This is a genomic window from Halorubellus amylolyticus (assembly GCF_034808145.1).
Lineage (GTDB): Archaea > Halobacteriota > Halobacteria > Halobacteriales > Natrialbaceae > Halorubellus.
Map to the genome: position 1 here is coordinate 94,828 of NZ_JAXHGM010000007.1, position 15,742 is coordinate 110,569.

Sequence of the window (15,742 nt, forward strand, 5' to 3'; positions counted from 1 at the left end):
ATGCCCGACCCGAACCGAGGAGCCGACGGTGACCCCGACGCGGGCGGTGACGCCGACGCTGGCGCGGCCTATCCCGACGACGTCGCGGCGCTCGCGCGCGAACTCGTCCGGGTCCCGAGCGAGAACCCGCCGGGCGAGGAGCGAGCGGTCGCGGCGTACGTCGTCGGGTGGGCGCGAGCGCACGGCCTTGACGCGGAACGCCTCGACACGCCCGGGTACCCCGAGCGCCCGAACGCGGTCGTCGCGGTCGGGGACGTGGAGACGGCGTCGACCACCGTGGTCCTGAACGGCCACACGGACGTGGTCCCGGCGGGCAATGCCGACGCGTGGACGCACGACCCCTACGAGGGCGTGGTCGCGACGGCGGCCGACGGGGACGGCGGCGAGCGCGAGGTCCTGTACGGTCGCGGGAGCGCGGACATGAAGGCGGGGCTCTCGCTGGCACTCGTCACGGCGAACGCGTTCGCGGAGCGAGTCGACGCCGGCGACGGCGCCGGTTCGGACGCGGCCGAGGGCGCGCTCGTCGTGCACGCTGCCGCGGGCGAGGAGACAGGGATTCCGGGGACGCGGGCGTGCATCGAGGCGGGGTACGGCGGCGACTGCGCGGTCGTGCTCGAACCCACGGACCTGCGGGTGGCGACGAGCGCGAAGGGCGTCGTCACGTACCGCGTCACCGTCCGCGGCGAGTCGACGCACGCCAGTCACCCGGACGAGGGCGCGAACGCCATCGACGCCGCGCGAGCGCTCTTCGACCGCGTCGACGCGTACGACGCCGAGCTGCGCGAGCGCGAGGACGACCTCGTCGGTCGCGGGTACGCGAGCGTGACGAGCGTCGAGGCCGGCACCGACGGGAACATGGGCGTGATTCCCGGCCGCTTGACGTTCCTGCTGGACCGCAGGGTGCTCCCCGGCGAGTCCATCGAGGACGTGGACGCGGAGGTGGACGCGCTCCTCGACGCCGCGGCGCGCGAGGCCGACGTCGACGCCGGCCGCGAGACCGTCCAGTACTACGAGTCCGCGAGCATCCCCGCCGACCATCCGCTCGCGGAACTCGTCCGCGACGAGACCGGTGACCGCGCACCCGGCGAGCCGTGGGGGATGACCGCCGCGACGGACGCGCGCGAGTTCGCCGCCGCCGGAATCCCGGCGGTCGTCTGGGGGCCCGGCAGCCTCTCGCAGGCGCACACCGTCGACGAGCGCGTCCCGCTCGAAGAGGTCCGGGACGCCCGCGGCGTCCTCGAAGCCGTCGTCGAACGCGCCCTCGACGGCGCACTCGACGACTGACTCGACTGCGTACTCGCGGGCGAGGCGGCGGTCGCGTCCCGAGCGCGGTCAGGCCGTGTCCGCCGTCTCCTGGTCGTCCCGCGATGCGTCCGGCTGGTCGCGGTCGACGCGCAGCGGCTCGGCGTCCCAAGTGACGTCGAGTCGGTGACGGGCGACGTGCGGCGCGAGCGTCTCGCGCGTCGCGAGCCCGAGGTACTCGCCGTCGTCGACGACGGCGAGCAGCGAGATGCCGGCCTTGCGCATCCGGTCGGCGGCGAGCCCGACCGGCGTGCTCGGCGTGACCGTCACGACCGGGGTGGACATGCACGACGCCACGGTGTGTGTGGCGGCTCCCTCGGCGACGGCGGCGACCACGTCCGCTTCGGTGACGATGCCCGTGACGACGTCGCTCCCGTCGCGGACGACGAGCGCCGGGACGGCGGAATCGCGGAGCAACTCGGCCGCCTCGGGTATCGGTCGGTGCGACCCGACGACGGGCGCGCGTTCGTCCATCGCCTGGACCACTGGCACGTCTATCATCGTGCGAGACAATGACTTACAGCACTTAGGGATGCCGTACAATCGTCACTAAGGACCTAGAACGGGTTCGTCGGGCCACTGGAACCGAGCGGACGCGGGCAGTCGCCGCGCGCGAGCGAGGCACTGGCGTGATGGCGGCGGGTGGCCGTCAGTTCCTTACGGACTTCGTCGCTACCACCGCTCGTGTATCCGCACGAAGTTCGCGCTCTGGGGGAGCGCACGGGGAAGCCCAACGGAGGTGGCGACGATGCCGGTCCGGTCCACGGACCCCGACGGCGTCGTCGAGGATGGCGATGACGCGGGAGCGGACGCGCCGCCGATTGCTCGCGGCGCTCGGGAGCACCGGCGCGGTCGCGCTCGCGGGGTGCAGTCAGTCCGAGGACGCCGACACCGCGGCGACGAGCGCGGTCACGGCGTCGACCACCGCGACCGCCGCCACCACCACCCGGACCGTCACGGACACCGCGACGAGCGAACCCGCCGCGCCCGAACTGGCGAGCGCGTCGCTCGCCGCGGACCGCGTCGGCCAGTTCCAGCCGGTCGACCTGGAGTACGCGGTCGCCAACGCCGGCGGTGACGCCTTCGAGGGACACGCGGTCGTGACCGTCGACGGCGAGAGGGTCCACAGCGCCGGCGTGACCGTCGACGGCGGCGAGGAACTCTCCCGGACAGTCACCGTCCGGGTCGGCGTCCGCGGCGACCACGACGTCGCCGTCGCCGCCTACGGGGACGGCGAGAGCGACCCGTTCGCGACCGAGCGCACGTCCCTCGCGGTCGAGACGTACCCCGGGTCGTTCGTCGGCGTCGACGGCACGACGTTCACGTGCGGCGACGGCACGCTGTACTGCAACGGGGCGAACGACCAGCAGGTGATGGCCACGCAGATACCGCGCGAGCGCATCGACCGCGTGTTCGCGCTCGCCGACGACCTCGGGATGAACGTGATGCGCGTGTTCGGGTTCGCACCCGCCTGGAGCGCCGAAGCCGCCCAGCCCGCCCCCAGCGAGTACAACGAGCGGTTCTTCGAGCGCCTCGACCGCGTGGTCGCCGCCGCCAAGCGCCACGGCATCCGGCTGGTCGTCCCGCTCGTCGGGAACGCGCCCGGCCCGGACAGCGTCCCGCAGTACGTCGAGTGGGTGGACGGCGCCACCGAGCACAACGACTTCTACGAGCACGAGCGCTGTCGCGACCTCTACAAAGGGTACGTCGAGCACGTGCTCACGCGAACGAACCCGCTCACGGGACTCGAGTACCGCGAGGACCCGACCATCATGCTCTGGGAGCTCGGGAACGAACTGAACTGCCGGTGGCCGAAGAAGTACCCGCTCGACTGGATCCGGGAGATGGGTGCGTTCGTGAAGGACCTCGACGACGAGCACCTCCTGTCGACTGGCATCCGCGGGAACCAGTGGGGCGCGGACCCGAACGACAAGGAGTCGTACAAGGACGGCATCACTCGCGAGACGACCGTCATCAGGGACCACGACCCCGACGTGATCGACGCCGCGAGCGTCCACTTCTACCCGAAGACGTACGACATCGAGGACGACCGACTGCTCCGGGACTTCGTCACGAGCGTCCACGACACCCTCGACAAGCCCGTCTACATCGGCGAGTTCAACTGGCAGGTCGACCCGGACGAAGGCGGGTCGCTCGACGCCCGGAACGAGCACCTCGAGACGTGGTACGAGGTCTTCGCCGAGGAGAGCGTGAACGCGGCGTTCGTCCACGAGATCAGTACGCCCGACGTCGCCGCGGTCAAGGAGGGCACGCGCGGCGCGTACTCCATCCTCCCCGAGGAGGATGAGCGGACCGCCGAGTTGCTGCGCTCGCACAGCCGGTGGGTTCGAGAGCACTCGACGAGCGAGTGTCCGGGCGCGCGACCCGAAGACGGTGCCTGAGCGACCGCGCTACTGCGTGAACAGGTGGCCCTCGCGTGGGACGTCGAACAGGCCGACGCGCGCGCCGGCGTCGAGCCACGCGTGACCGTAGGAGAACGCGGCGAGCGCGTTCACCGGGTCGTCGTTCGCGCGGAAGTGCTCGCCGTCGTCGAGGTACGACGTCGCCATCTCCAGGCACTCCAGGGCGGCCTCGCCCATCGGCGTGTCCGCCGGGGCACACACCTCGACCTCGTCGAGTGCTTCGGCGAGCAGGTCGTGGTAGCGGTCGGTCTTCTCGTCGAGGTCCGCGGGCATACCGCGTCCGTCGCCCGCGCGGGACGTAAGCGCGTCGTCTCGACGCACCGGACCCCGGCCGCTGCCACGGGCTGAGAGCGGTTCCGGGGTGGTGGCCGCGGACGCTCTGGTTACCGGTTGGTTGCCGCGTACGCTCGGAATCTCCCGGACATTTGTCGCGTGGTGTCGACGGACGCGGTATGCGCGTCGTCCGCGTGCTCGTCCCAGACGACCGGCTGTCGACCGTGCGCGACCGCCTCGACGACGAGGGCGTCGACCACCTCGTGCTCGCCCAGAACGAGGCCGCCGACCGGTCGCTCGTCGAGTTCCCCATCCCAGCCGAGGGCGTCGACTTCGTCCTCGACGAACTGCGGGACGCCGGCGTCGACGACGAGTACGTCGTCGTGCTCGGCGCGGAGACGGTCGCGACGACGCACTACGACGACCTCGAACGACGGTTCGTCGCCGAGCAGGAGGAGGGGGACGCCATCGCGACCGAGGAGATCCGGTCGAAGGCGGTCGGGATGACGCCGAACGCGCGGACGTACTACGCGATGACGCTCCTGTCGGCGGTCGTCGCGACCGCCGGCCTGCTGCTGGACTCGCCCGCCATCGTCGTCGGGTCGATGGTCATCGCGCCCCAGGTCGGGTCGGCGATGGCGGCGAGCGTCGGCGCCGCGGTCGGCGACCGACGACTGCTCCTCGCGGGACTGCGCTCGCAGGTGCTCGGGCTCGCGCTCGCGATCTGTGCGGCGACCGCGTTCGGCCTCGGCCTGAAGACCGCGGCGTTCGTCCCGCCGTCGCTGAACGTCGACACCGTCACGCAGATCGCGTCGCGGATATCGCCGGGGTTCCTCTCCATCGCGGTCGGGCTCTGCGCTGGCGCCGCGGGCGCGTTCGGGCTCGCGACCGCGGTCCCGGTGTCCCTCGTGGGCGTCATGATCGCGGCCGCGCTCATCCCGGCGGCCGCGGCGACCGGCATCGGGGTCGCGTGGGGGTTCCCGCTGGTCGCGGTCGGCGCGTTCGTGCTCCTCGCGGCGAACGCGGTCGCGATCAACCTCGCCGCGCTCGGGACGTTCGCGTTCCTCGGGTACCGGCCGGAGGGCGGTGCTCGCGACCTCCTCGCGAGCGACCCGGTGGTGCCCGCGGTCCTCGTCGTCCTCGTCGTCGCGTTCGCGGTGCTCGGCGGGGCGACGGCGCGGCACGCGACCGTGGAGAACGCGGTGAACGACGCGGTCGGCGAGGTCCTCGACCGCGAGCCCTACGAACCGCTCGGGCTCGTCTCGGTCCGCGTCGGGTTCTCGCCCGCGACCGAACTCACGGGCGAGCAGCCGGTGACGGTCGTCGTCAGTCGCCCCGCGGACGTCCCGTATCCGGCGCTCGCGGACGCGATACGGCGAGCGGTCGCCGACAGCGTCGCGGGTCCGGTCGCGGTCACCGTCGAGTACGTCGAGCAGGTCGAGACCGAGCGCTCGGCCGTCGCCCCGCGAGGTCGGGTGGTCGAGCGGGACCGCCCGGAACGTTCACCGGGCGCCCGCCTCCGCTCGCGGCGTCTCGGGACAAGGCTTACGCGGGCGGCGAGTAACGGGCGTCGTGTATGCGTCCCCCGAACCCGCGACTCACCCTCCTCCTCGCCGGGCTCGCCGTCGTGAGTCTCGTCGCCGCGGTCCCGCTCTCGGCGCCGGGACACCTCGGCTACGGCTGCGGCGGTCCGCAGGGCGCGGACCTCGACCGCACCGATGCGGGCCAGTGGCTCGTCCTCCAGGGCGGCGAGTACCGCGACGGCGAGCCGCTCGTCGTCGCGCGGTACGGGGCCGACTGGCGGCGGCTCGCGCGTCACGAGCTCGAACTGCCCGCGAACGCGACCGCGGACGACGACGCCGTCCACCCGGTGTCGCTGACACCCTCGAAGCCCGAGGGCGGCGGGTTCTGGGTCGTCACGAACGACGACCGCGCGTACCGGTACGACCGCACCGGCGAGTTTACAGGAGACGTAAACCCGGCGCGGGCGGTGCGCGAGGGCGGCGACCCCGGCGTCGATAGCGCCCCCGCGGATGCCATCGACTGGGAGGTCGAGGGGTACGGTGACACGGTCGACGCCGAGGCCACTGCGTCCGAGTCCGACGTGGCCCGGAACTACGTCCTCGCGCGGGACGGGACGGTGCTCGCGTACACGTCGAACTGGCAGTACACGGGCGTCACGCACGAGGGCGTCGACGGGAACGATTGCTTCGGCGAGCGTCCCGCGTGGCCGTCCGCGTTCGAGCTGCTCGCCGCGACGACCGCGTTCGGGCTGGTCGGGCTCGCGCTGACGAGTTGGGTGGCGCGCGAGGACCTCGCGAGCGCCGCGGCGCTCGCAGTCGGGGGGCCCGTCGTCGCCGGGACGTTCTCGATGTACCTCCTGCCCGACGTCGCGAGCGCCGTCTACCGGCTCCCGGACGTCGCGCTCGGCGTCGGCCTCCTCGCGCCCGTCGCGTGGGCCGCGTGGCGGACCCGCGAGGACCCAGTCGTCGCCTTCCCCGCCCTCGTCCTGAGCGGGAGCGCGCTCGTCGCCGCGGGCGTCCGCTACCTGCTCGCGAGCGGCCTGCCGTGACCGGCTCGCGGGACGGCGTGCGAGGCGTTGGCGGGGGTGCGTGAGCCGTACAGGATAGCACAACCGGTAAAGTAGTTCGGCGAGTATTGGGCGATACATGACAGACTCGCCTCGCGTGGAGGTCTACACGAAGGAGAACTGCAGCTACTGCGAGAAAGCGAAGGCGCTGCTCGACGAGAAGGGCGTCGAGTACGAGGAGATCAACGTCACCGGCGACGACGAGAAGTTCGAGGAGATGGTCGAGCGAGCGAACGGCCGGAAGACCGCGCCCGAGGTGTTCATCGACGACGAGCTCATCGGCGGATGGGACGACACGAGCGCGCTCGACCAGGAGGGGAAGCTCGACGAGAAGCTGGGAATCGCTGAGGCGCCGTGCGCCTCGGAGAACGCGAACGGCGAGGCCGTGAGCGCGGACGGTGGCGACGAGATCGTCGAGCACCGGACGATGGTCATCGCCGGCACCGGAATCGCGGGCCTGAGCGCGGCTATCTACGCGGCGCGGTCGAACAACGACCCGCTCGTCATCGAGGGCGACGAACCCGGTGGCCAGCTCACGCTCACGACGGACGTCGAGAACTACCCGGGATTCCCGGAGGGCATCGGTGGGCCGGAGCTCATCAACAACATGAAAGAGCAGGCGAAGAAGTTCGGTGCCGAGACGAAGAACGGCATCATCGACGACGTCGTCGCTGGCGACCCCGAGAACGGGACGCCCCACCGGGTCGTCATGTCGAACGGCGACTGTTACACGGCCGACGCCGTCATCGCCGCGAGCGGTGCGTCCGCGCGGACGCTCGGCGTCCCCGGCGAGGACGACCTGATGGGGTACGGGCTGTCGACGTGCGCGACCTGCGACGGCGCGTTCTTCCGCGGCGAGGACATGCTCGTCGTCGGCGGCGGGGACGCCGCGATGGAGGAGGCGAACTTCCTCACGAAGTTCGCGAACAAGGTGTACATCGCGCATCGCCGCGACGAGTTCCGCGCGGAGGACGTCTGGATCGACCGCGTGATGGACAAGGTCGACGAGGGCGAGATAGAGGTGCTGTGGAACACCGAACTCACCGAGATCCACGGGAGTCAGGCCGACGGCGTCGACGAGGTGACGCTCGTCTCCCACCCCGACGGCCACCCGACGGAGAAGCTCGACGCGGGCGACGGCTCCGTCGAGGAGTACGAGATGGACGTCGGCGCGGTGTTCTACGCCATCGGCCACACGCCGAACACCGAGTACCTCGAAGGGACGGGCGTTGAGACGGACGCCGAGGGGTACCTCCTCACCGAGGGCGGCAGCGGTGGCGGGCAGACGGAGACGGGCGTCCCCGGCATCTACGGCGCTGGCGACGTCGTCGACCACCATTACCAGCAGGCGGCGACCGCGGCGGGGATGGGCGTGAAGGCGGCGCTCGACAGCGACGAGTTCCTCGAGGACCTCGAGCGTGCGCGCCGGAAGGCGACCACCGAGGGCGACGCGTCCGCGCAGGCCGACGACTGATACCAACGCGCGGGGTTTTTCACGCCGGCACTCTTCTCGGGTTGTATGGCAGACGACGACGTCGAGACTATCACGGTCAGTATCGATACAGACGGCGACGCGGACGCGGTCGAGCTCCCCGCGGGCCTCGTGGACGTGCTCGCCGAGCAGGGCCAGTCCCCGGCGGAGGTCGTCGGCGACATCACGCTCCTCTCGTTCGCGTCCCGCGCGCACCACCTCGTCCACCACGGCGAGGGCGACAATCCGGAGCTCGACGCCATCGAGCAGGAGACGATGGCGCTCTTCGAGGAGCGCTTCGGCGTGACGTTCGGCGAGGCGACCGGCCACCAGCACTGAACGCGCTCCCTTCTCGACCTTTCAGCGACCGCGAGCGACCGCTCTAGGCGTCCTTCCGGGCGTCCGCGACGTCGTACGCGAGGAGCACGCCGTCGTCGACGCGGGAGACGTCCCGGAGCGCGAGGTCGACGAACTCGGGGTCGGTGAAGCCGTCGCCGTCGGCGAGCGTCGGCGCGTCCCGGCCGCCGACGACCAACGAGCCGACGTAGACCGTGAGTTCGTCGACGAGGCCGGCGTCGAACAGCGAGAAGACGAGCTCCCCGCCACCCTCGGCCATCACCGAGTCGACGCCTCGGGATTCGAGGGCGGCGAGGCCGCCGGGGAGGTCGACGCGGCCGTCCTCGTCGGCGTCCACGACGACGACCTCGGTGGTGTCGGTCGTCAGGCGCGCGCATCGGTCACCGGGTGCGGCGTCGGTCGCGAGGACGTACGTCTCCGCGCGGTCGTCCACGACCGCCGCGTCCGGTGGCGTTCGAGCGCGCGAATCCACGACGACGCGCGCCGGCTGCGCGGCGTCCCCGTCGGCTTCGCGGGCGGCGACGCGGTCCTCGGCCTTGACCGTGAGACTCGGGTCGTCCGCGAGGACGGTGCCGACGCCGACCATCACGGCGCCGCTGTCCGCGCGGACCGCGTCCACGCGGTCGAAGTCCTCGCGCCCGGAGATGGCGACCTGCCGACGCTCTCGACTGGAGAGCTTCCCGTCCACGCTCGTCGCCGCGTTCACCACCACGTGCATACGCCCGAGTTCGGGAGCGCCCCGTAGGAGGGTTTCGGTGCCATGAGTAGCGGCCCGCACTTCCGCGGCCCCCGTTTCAGAGCGCGAGGACGCCGCCGGCGAGGAGGAACAGCGCGCCGGTCACCGCGAGGGCGGGCACGAGGAAGCGGTACATCGCCTGGAAGCCCGGGTCCGGTAGCTCCCCCGACTCCGGGTGGTTCGGTGGGACCGAGACCGCGACGGACGCGCCCTCGCGGTACTCGCTGGGGACTCCCGGCTCGCCGGGTCCGTCCTCGTCGAGCGAGTTCGGGTGAATCACGTCGAGCCCCTCGTACGGACGGCCGTCGTACCGGTACTCGTACTCGACGGCGACGGCGTGGTCGGCGTTCATCGCACCCGAATCGACGACCTCGGCGTCGACGACCGTCGCCCGGACGTCCTCGCCGGTCTCCCTGAGCTCCCGCGACCAAATCGAGGCCGTCACGACCAGGAGTATCACGCCGACTGTCGCGACGAGGAGACCGACAGAGACCATGACTGGTGCGTCGACCGGCCGTTTCAAAGTCGTTCGGGTTCCTGACGGTCTCACGCGCCCCCACGAACTCTTTTTAACGCAGGAGGGCGAAGGCGCGTTCATGAGTCTCGACGACCGCGCCGAGGAGCTCGCCTCCGACCTCGGTGTCGACAAACAGGAGGTCAAAGAGGACCTCGAGAACCTGGTGTCGTACAGCGTGCCGATGGACGAAGCCGTGCAGAGCCTCCGCCGGAAGTACGGCGACGGCTCGAGCGGCGGCGGGAGCTCGTCGCCGACGACGATGGACGTCGCGGACGTGACGACCGAGAGCGGGAACGTCACGCTCACTGGGCGCGTCCTGATGATCGGGCGACGGTCCATCCGCTATCAGGGCGAGGACCAGACCATCTTCGAGGGCGAGTTCGCGGACGCCACGGGCACCATCGACTTCACCGCGTGGAACGACTTCGGGCTGGAGACCGGTGACACGCTCCAGGTCGGGAACGCGGGCGTCCGCGAGTGGGACGGCGAGCCGGAACTGAACCTCGGCGAGTCCACGAGCGTCAGCAAGCTCGAGGACGCGCTCGAGGTGCCCTACGACGTCGGTGGGGACCGCACGGTCCGTGACCTGTCGCCGGGCGACCGCGGGCGGAACGTCGAGGTCACCATCGAGGAGGTCGAGCGCCGCACCATCGACGGCCGCGACGGCGAGACGGACATCCTCAGTGGCGTGCTCGCGGACGAGACCGGCCGGCTGCCGTTCACGGACTGGACGGCGACGCCCGCCATCGAGAACGGTGGGAGCGTCCGCATCGAGAACGCGTACGTCCGCGAGTACCGCGGCGTCCCGGAGCTGAACGTCAGCGAGTTCTCGACGGTCACCGAGCTCGACCGCGACATCGAGGTCGGTGACGCGGTCGCGGCCGAGCGCATCTTCGATGCGGTCGTCGGCGGCGGCGTGTACGACGTCGAGGTGACGGGGAACCTCATCGAGGTCCGGGACGGCTCCGGGCTCATCCAGCGCTGCCCCGAGTGCAACCGCGTCGCGCAGAACGGCCAGTGCCGGAGTCACGGCGAGGTCGACGCGGAGGACGACATGCGCGTGAAGGCGATCCTCGACGACGGGACGGCGACGACGACGGTGGTCCTCGACCGAGAGCTGAGCGAGCGCGTGTACGGCGGGACCCTGGAGGAGGCGAAGGACCAGGCGCGGGAGGCGATGGACCAGGAGGTCGTCGCGGACAGCATCCGCGAGGAGATCGTCGGGCCGGAGTTCCGCGTTCGCGGACATCTGTCCGTCGACGAGTACGGTGGGAACCTGGACGCGAGCACGTTCGAGCGCGTTGAGGACGACCCGGCGGAGCGTGCGCGGGCGTTCCTCGCGGAGGTGGACGCATGACGGAGCTTCCCGGGAACCGCGAGACCGCGTATCGCGTGTTCGCCGCGGAGTTCGACGACGCGACCGTCGACTACCAGGAGGGAGAGGAGGAGCGCGCGCCGAACTACGTCGTGACGCCCACCGGAGCGCGTGCGAACCGCCTGTTCGTCGTCGGCGTCCTCACGGAGATCGAGGACGTGAACGACGACGTGCTGCGGGCGCGCATCGTCGACCCGACGGGCGCGTTCGTCGTCTACGCGGGCCAGTACCAGCCCGACGAGATGGCGGCTCTGGAGCGGTTGGACCCGCCGGCGTTCGTCGCGGTGACGGGGAAGGCGCGGACGTTCTCGCCGGACGACTCGGACCGCGTGTTCACGAGCATCCGGCCGGAGAGCATCAACACGGTCGACGCGGAGACCCGCGACCGCTGGGTGGTCCGGACCGCCGAGCACACCGTCAAGCGCGTCGGGACGCTCGCGGCGGCCGCGGGCCACGACGCTACCGGCGAGGACCTCCGGGAGATGCTCGAGTCACAGGGAGTACCGGCGCCGACGGCGTCGGGCGTCTCGCTCGCGCTCGAGCACTACGGGACGACGCCCGCGTACCTCGCCGGCGTCCGCGAACTCGCGGTGGACGCGGCCGAGGTGGTCGCGGGAGACCGCGACGAGGTCGACGCGTACGACCGGTCGCCGAGCGACGCGGGCGACGGCACGCACTCGTACGCCGACCTCGCCGGTGAACTCGTCGACGACGGGGCCGCGGCGAGTGCGCGCCCCGACCAGCCGGCTGCCGCCGAGACCGCCACGCCAACTGGTGAGGACGCTGCACCCGAACCGACCGACGAGACGGACGCGCCGAGCGCCGGCGAGGCCGTCGACGCGGACGCCACGACGGACACCGCCGCCGAGGACGCCGACACCGACGCCGACACGGCCGCTGACACCGAGACGGCTACCGAAACCGAGACAGCCACCGACACTGAGCCGGCCGACGACGGGGACACCACCGGAGAGGTCGCGGCCGACGCGACCACGGATACGACCGCCGACGCCGAACCGAGCGGAGACGCCGGAACGGGCGACGAGGAGTCCGGGACGGCCACGGCCGCCGTGGACGACGCGAGCGACGACGACGGTGACCACGAGGACGCGGCCGCTGACGCTGGCGACGACGACGCGGTTGACGAGGCCGCCGACGCTGGCGACGAAGACGCAACTGGCGGTGACGACGCGGCGGGCGGCGACGACGTGACCGGCGATGAGGCTGGCGACGAGAGCGTCGGCGACTTCGAGCCGGGGTCGCTCGGTGGCGACTCCGAGGCGACGAGCGACCAGATGTACGAGTTCGACGAGGAGGAGCGCCAGGAGATCGAGGACGAGTACGGGACGGAGTTCGCCTCGGGGAACGACGTCCCGGAGCCCGAGGAGAGCGACCTCGACGCGCCGGACCCGGAGGCGGTCGCCGGTGACGCCGACGCGGATTCGGACGCGGTCGAGACGACGGAGGCGGACGCGAGCGACGACGCGGACGAGGTCGACGACGGTGCGGCTGCGGACGACAGCGAGCCCACGGCGGACGACGAGCCCGTCGAGGACGTCGACGTGGACGCGTTCGTGATGGACGCGATGCGCGACATGGACGACGGCGACGGCGTCGACCGCGGCGCACTCCTCGACCGCGTCGCCGACGAGACCGGCGCCGACGCCGATGCCGTCGAGGACGCCATCCAGGACGCGCTGATGGGCGGACAGTGCTACGAGCCCGACGACGACGTCCTGAAGCCCATCTGACGGCGATGGGGCGCGACGCGGACGGCGACGCGGAGCAGCAGACCGACACCACGCGGACGGACTCGCCGGCGACCCCGCCGGTGACCGCGGTCGAGCCGGTCCCCGGTGAACCGGCGGCGGTCGTCGACGCCGACGGCAGGCGCGTGCTCGCCGTCGCGGACGTCCACGCCGGCATCGAGTCCGCGCTCCGCGACGAGCGCGGCGTGAACCTCGACTCGAACGCCGACGAGCGACGCGAGCGCCTGCAGGCGCTCGTCGCCGACACCGCGGCGACGGAACTCGTCGTCGTCGGCGACCTCATGCACTCCATCGGCGGTCCCGGTGGCGCCGAACGCGGCGAGATCGAGGTGCTCGTCGAGTCCATCGGCGTTCCGGTGACGGTCGTGAAGGGGAATCACGACGGCGACCTCGGCGAGTGGGCGGCGGTCGACGTCACCGATGCTACCGGCGTCCGAATCGGCGACGTCGGGTTCGCGCACGGTCACACGTGGCCAGCGCCCGACGTCCTCCGCGCCGACGTCGTCTGCGTCGGCCACGAGCACCCGCAGGTCCGCCTCACCGACGAGGTCGGCGGCCGTCGCGTCGAACGCGTCTGGCTCCGCGGGGGCCTCGACCCGGCGGCGTTCACCGACCGGTACGAGGCCGACGAGCTCCCCGACGCCACCGCGGCCGGCGACCTCGTCGTCTTCCCCGCGTTCAATGACCGCGCCGGCGGCACGTGGACGAACGTCGACGGCCGCGGGTTCCTCTCGCCGTTCCTCCCCGACGCCCTCCGCGACGGCCAGGCGTACCTCCTCGACGGGACCCGCCTCGGTCGCTACGACCACATCTGACCGAGCGCTCGACGCGCGCCGTCCTCGTTCAGTCGTCCTCGTCGACGCCGTCGACGTGTTCGAATGAGTCGCCGCCGTCGCCGACGGTCGGCGTGGAGTCGACGCCGCGTTCCCGAGGGAGGTCCGTGCGGACCGCGGCGAGCTCCGACTCGAGCGTCGCGACGCGATCGCGGAGTTCGCGCATCTCGGTGCGGAGCGCCGCGAGTTCGCGAGCCGGTACCTCGACGGTCGTCGCATCCGCCGTCGCGGCCGTCGGAGCGTCGGCCGACGCCTGGTCGGCTGCTACCGTGTCGTCGGTCGCGTCGGCCGCCACAGGGTCGTCGGTCGCGTCGTCGTCGACCGCGAGGTCGAGTAGCGGGTCGTGGCCGTCGTCGTCGGTGTGGTCGCCGTCGTCATCCGCTCCGGTGGCGTCAGCGTCGACGAACGTGGCTTCGGCCGCGTCCGCGGTGAAGTCGAACGGCGCTTCGTCCGCCGACGCCGTCGACGCGTCGACGCCCGCTCCGTCGTCAGCGGACGCCAGACCGTCGTCTGCGGATGCCGTTCCGTCGTCTGCAGTCACGTCGGCGTCCTCCGTGACGTCGGCGGCGAAGTCCAGTTCGGTGCCGTCCGTGGCGTCGGCGTCGTCGAACGAGAACGACTCGTCGTCGCCGTCGACGCTCGCGGGCACGAACCCGTCGGCGCCGTCGTCGTCGAACGCGTCGTCGCCCGCGACGAGGTCGTCGATGCTCGGCTCCTCGCTCGTATCCACGCCCGGGAGTTCGAGCTCGCGGAGCTCGTCCTCCAGCGCGTCCGTGTCGGTCTCCTGCTCGAACTCCGCCTGGAGCTCCGAGAACCGCTCCCCGTCCGCGTTCAGGACGACCTCGACGTCCTCGTCGTCCGGTTCGATGGAGACCTCCTCGGTGCCCTCGCGGGCCGCGGTCTCGGTCTCCTCCTCGGGTTCCGCGCCGATACCGGTCGCGTCCTCGCGGTCGCCGACGAGCGGCGACACTAAAGCGTCAGTCACCTGCTCGCGGTCCGTGAGCGCGCTCAACACCGCGTCGGTCCCGAGCGGCGTCTCCACGACCGCGTCCACGGTCGCGCGCTCCGCGTCGCCCGTGATGCGTCGCGCGACCACCTGGAACGCGTTCGCGAGCTCCTGCAGGAGGAGCGCGCCACCGCCGCCGTGATGCGTATCAGTGAGTGCCGCACGGAGGTAGACGTGGTTCTCGCCGACCACGTCCCGCCCACGGCCGCGGTCGCCGTCGGCGTCGACCTCGTCGTCGACGAGGTCGTCAAGGTCCGCGTGCGTCGGCGCGGCGATACGTCCCGTCCCGCGTCGCTCGACGGGGTACGCCCACGCGTGGTCGCCCATCGTTCCCGCCGGCTCGGTCACGTCCCCGTCGCGGTTGCCGTCGTCGCCATCGGGGGCCGGAAGCGCGGTCGCCGGTTCCGCGGGCTCCGCTCGCGCACCGGTCAGGGCCTCCTCGACGTCCGCGCGCAGGTCCTCCAGCGCGCTCGGGCCGACGCTCCGCAGCGAATCGTCGACGGTCGGCAAGCGAACCTCGTCACCGACGGGGTCGAGCGACGGGGCGTCCGGGTCGGTCGCGACCTTCACGTCCGGCCCCTTCAGGAGCTCGTGGACGCGACTCGGGTCGTCGATCCAGATCCCGTACAACGTCACGACCGGTCGCTCCGGGTCCAGTCGCGTGGTGAACGTCACGCGGCCGTCCTCGAACGCGGTCCACTGGTCCGCCCCGAAGTCCGCGTGAACGCCGACGCGATCCGGGTCGACCGCCGTCGGGAGACGGTCGACGACGCGGACGCCGACGGGGTCCTCCCGCTCGCTTCGAATCTCGAACTTCAGTGCCGGCAGCGCGAGCGTGTCGAGGTCCAGTCCCTTCCGGACGGTCACCCCGTCACTGGTGGCGTCGACCGTATGGTCGCCGTACCAGCCGGCTGACGCGTGCATGAATACTCATTCGGGGATACACTGGCATAGGACTGCCGCTCAGTTGAATCCAAGCCCTGGTTGAAACCAATGGTTATCTGGTAGGGTCGAAAGCATGAACTCACATGGCGCCGTTCCGACCACTCTCCGGCCCGTTTCGAACCACCTACCGGCGCGATGGTAACGT

At 71.6% G+C, this 15,742-nt stretch carries 14 protein-coding genes; 9 read left to right on the forward strand and 5 right to left on the reverse strand.

All coding sequences use genetic code 11. From position 1 onward, the window contains the following. Window positions 1-1,284: a M20 family metallopeptidase gene (locus SM754_RS15395; protein ID WP_323677133.1), complete on the forward strand. Its 1,284-nt coding sequence runs from the start codon at window positions 1-3 to the stop codon at window positions 1,282-1,284. 48 nt (window positions 1,285-1,332) lie between these two features. Here the strand turns inward: SM754_RS15395 and SM754_RS15400 are convergent, their stop codons facing one another. Continuing rightward, window positions 1,333-1,803 carry a CBS domain-containing protein gene (locus SM754_RS15400; protein WP_323677134.1) on the reverse strand — a complete coding sequence of 157 codons (471 nt, stop codon included), beginning with the start codon at window positions 1,801-1,803 and terminating at the stop codon, window positions 1,333-1,335. Window positions 1,804-2,096: 293 nt separating this feature from the next. On the opposite strand from SM754_RS15400, the gene SM754_RS15405 reads away from it, so the two are divergent. Then, window positions 2,097-3,704 (forward strand): glycoside hydrolase 5 family protein, encoded by a 1,608-nt coding sequence (locus tag SM754_RS15405; protein ID WP_323677135.1) that lies wholly within the window; start codon window positions 2,097-2,099, stop codon window positions 3,702-3,704. Between the two features lie 9 nt (window positions 3,705-3,713). On the opposite strand, the gene SM754_RS15410 is transcribed toward SM754_RS15405, so the two are convergent. Beyond that, window positions 3,714-3,998, reverse strand: coding sequence for a DUF357 domain-containing protein (locus SM754_RS15410; RefSeq protein WP_323677136.1), 285 nt, complete (start codon window positions 3,996-3,998; stop codon window positions 3,714-3,716). A gap of 179 nt (window positions 3,999-4,177) precedes the next feature. Here SM754_RS15410 and SM754_RS15415 point away from each other — a divergent pair, with 179 nt between their 5' ends. From SM754_RS15415 to SM754_RS15435, 4 genes are all read left to right on the forward strand, one after another. Then, the gene (locus SM754_RS15415) at window positions 4,178-5,629 is read left to right on the forward strand and encodes a TIGR00341 family protein (protein ID WP_323677137.1); all 1,452 of its coding nucleotides are present in this window, start codon (window positions 4,178-4,180) and stop codon (window positions 5,627-5,629) included. Next, window positions 5,575-6,570, forward strand: coding sequence for a hypothetical protein (locus SM754_RS15420; protein ID WP_323677138.1), 996 nt, complete (start codon window positions 5,575-5,577; stop codon window positions 6,568-6,570). The genes SM754_RS15415 and SM754_RS15420 overlap by 55 nt, the downstream gene beginning before the upstream one ends. Before the next feature lie 97 nt (window positions 6,571-6,667). Next, window positions 6,668-8,062, forward strand: coding sequence for a glutaredoxin 3 (gene grxC, locus SM754_RS15430; protein WP_501993800.1), 1,395 nt, complete (start codon window positions 6,668-6,670; stop codon window positions 8,060-8,062). A 45-nt stretch (window positions 8,063-8,107) separates the two neighbouring features. After that, on the forward strand, window positions 8,108-8,398 hold the full coding sequence (locus SM754_RS15435; protein ID WP_323677139.1) for a DUF7545 family protein: 291 nt from the start codon (window positions 8,108-8,110) through the stop codon (window positions 8,396-8,398). Window positions 8,399-8,441: 43 nt separating this feature from the next. Here SM754_RS15435 and SM754_RS15440 read toward each other — a convergent pair whose 3' ends face one another. Continuing rightward, complete coding sequence (locus tag SM754_RS15440) at window positions 8,442-9,134, reverse strand: 2,5-diamino-6-(ribosylamino)-4(3H)-pyrimidinone 5'-phosphate reductase (RefSeq protein WP_323677140.1); 693 nt, start codon at window positions 9,132-9,134, stop codon at window positions 8,442-8,444. Window positions 9,135-9,210: 76 nt separating this feature from the next. Further along, a complete protein-coding gene (locus SM754_RS15445) occupies window positions 9,211-9,648 on the reverse strand; it encodes a DUF3592 domain-containing protein (RefSeq protein ID WP_323677141.1) in 438 nt (145 codons plus the stop codon). Between the two features lie 100 nt (window positions 9,649-9,748). On the opposite strand from SM754_RS15445, the gene SM754_RS15450 reads away from it, so the two are divergent. The 3 genes from SM754_RS15450 to SM754_RS15460 all read left to right on the forward strand — a co-directional run bounded on the left by SM754_RS15450 (window position 9,749) and on the right by SM754_RS15460 (window position 13,628). Next, window positions 9,749-11,026 carry a Single-stranded DNA binding protein gene (locus SM754_RS15450; protein WP_323677142.1) on the forward strand — a complete coding sequence of 426 codons (1,278 nt, stop codon included), beginning with the start codon at window positions 9,749-9,751 and terminating at the stop codon, window positions 11,024-11,026. Next, window positions 11,023-12,795 (forward strand): hypothetical protein, encoded by a 1,773-nt coding sequence (locus tag SM754_RS15455; RefSeq protein ID WP_323677143.1) that lies wholly within the window; start codon window positions 11,023-11,025, stop codon window positions 12,793-12,795. Before SM754_RS15450 ends, SM754_RS15455 begins: the two co-directional genes overlap by 4 nt. Before the next feature lie 80 nt (window positions 12,796-12,875). Next, window positions 12,876-13,628: a metallophosphoesterase gene (locus tag SM754_RS15460; RefSeq protein ID WP_323677223.1), complete on the forward strand. Its 753-nt coding sequence runs from the start codon at window positions 12,876-12,878 to the stop codon at window positions 13,626-13,628. A gap of 28 nt (window positions 13,629-13,656) precedes the next feature. On the opposite strand, the gene SM754_RS15465 is transcribed toward SM754_RS15460, so the two are convergent. Continuing rightward, entirely contained in the window at window positions 13,657-15,576 is a 1,920-nt protein-coding gene (locus tag SM754_RS15465) for a hypothetical protein (RefSeq protein WP_323677144.1), read from the reverse strand. Between the last annotated feature and the right edge of the window lie 166 nt (window positions 15,577-15,742).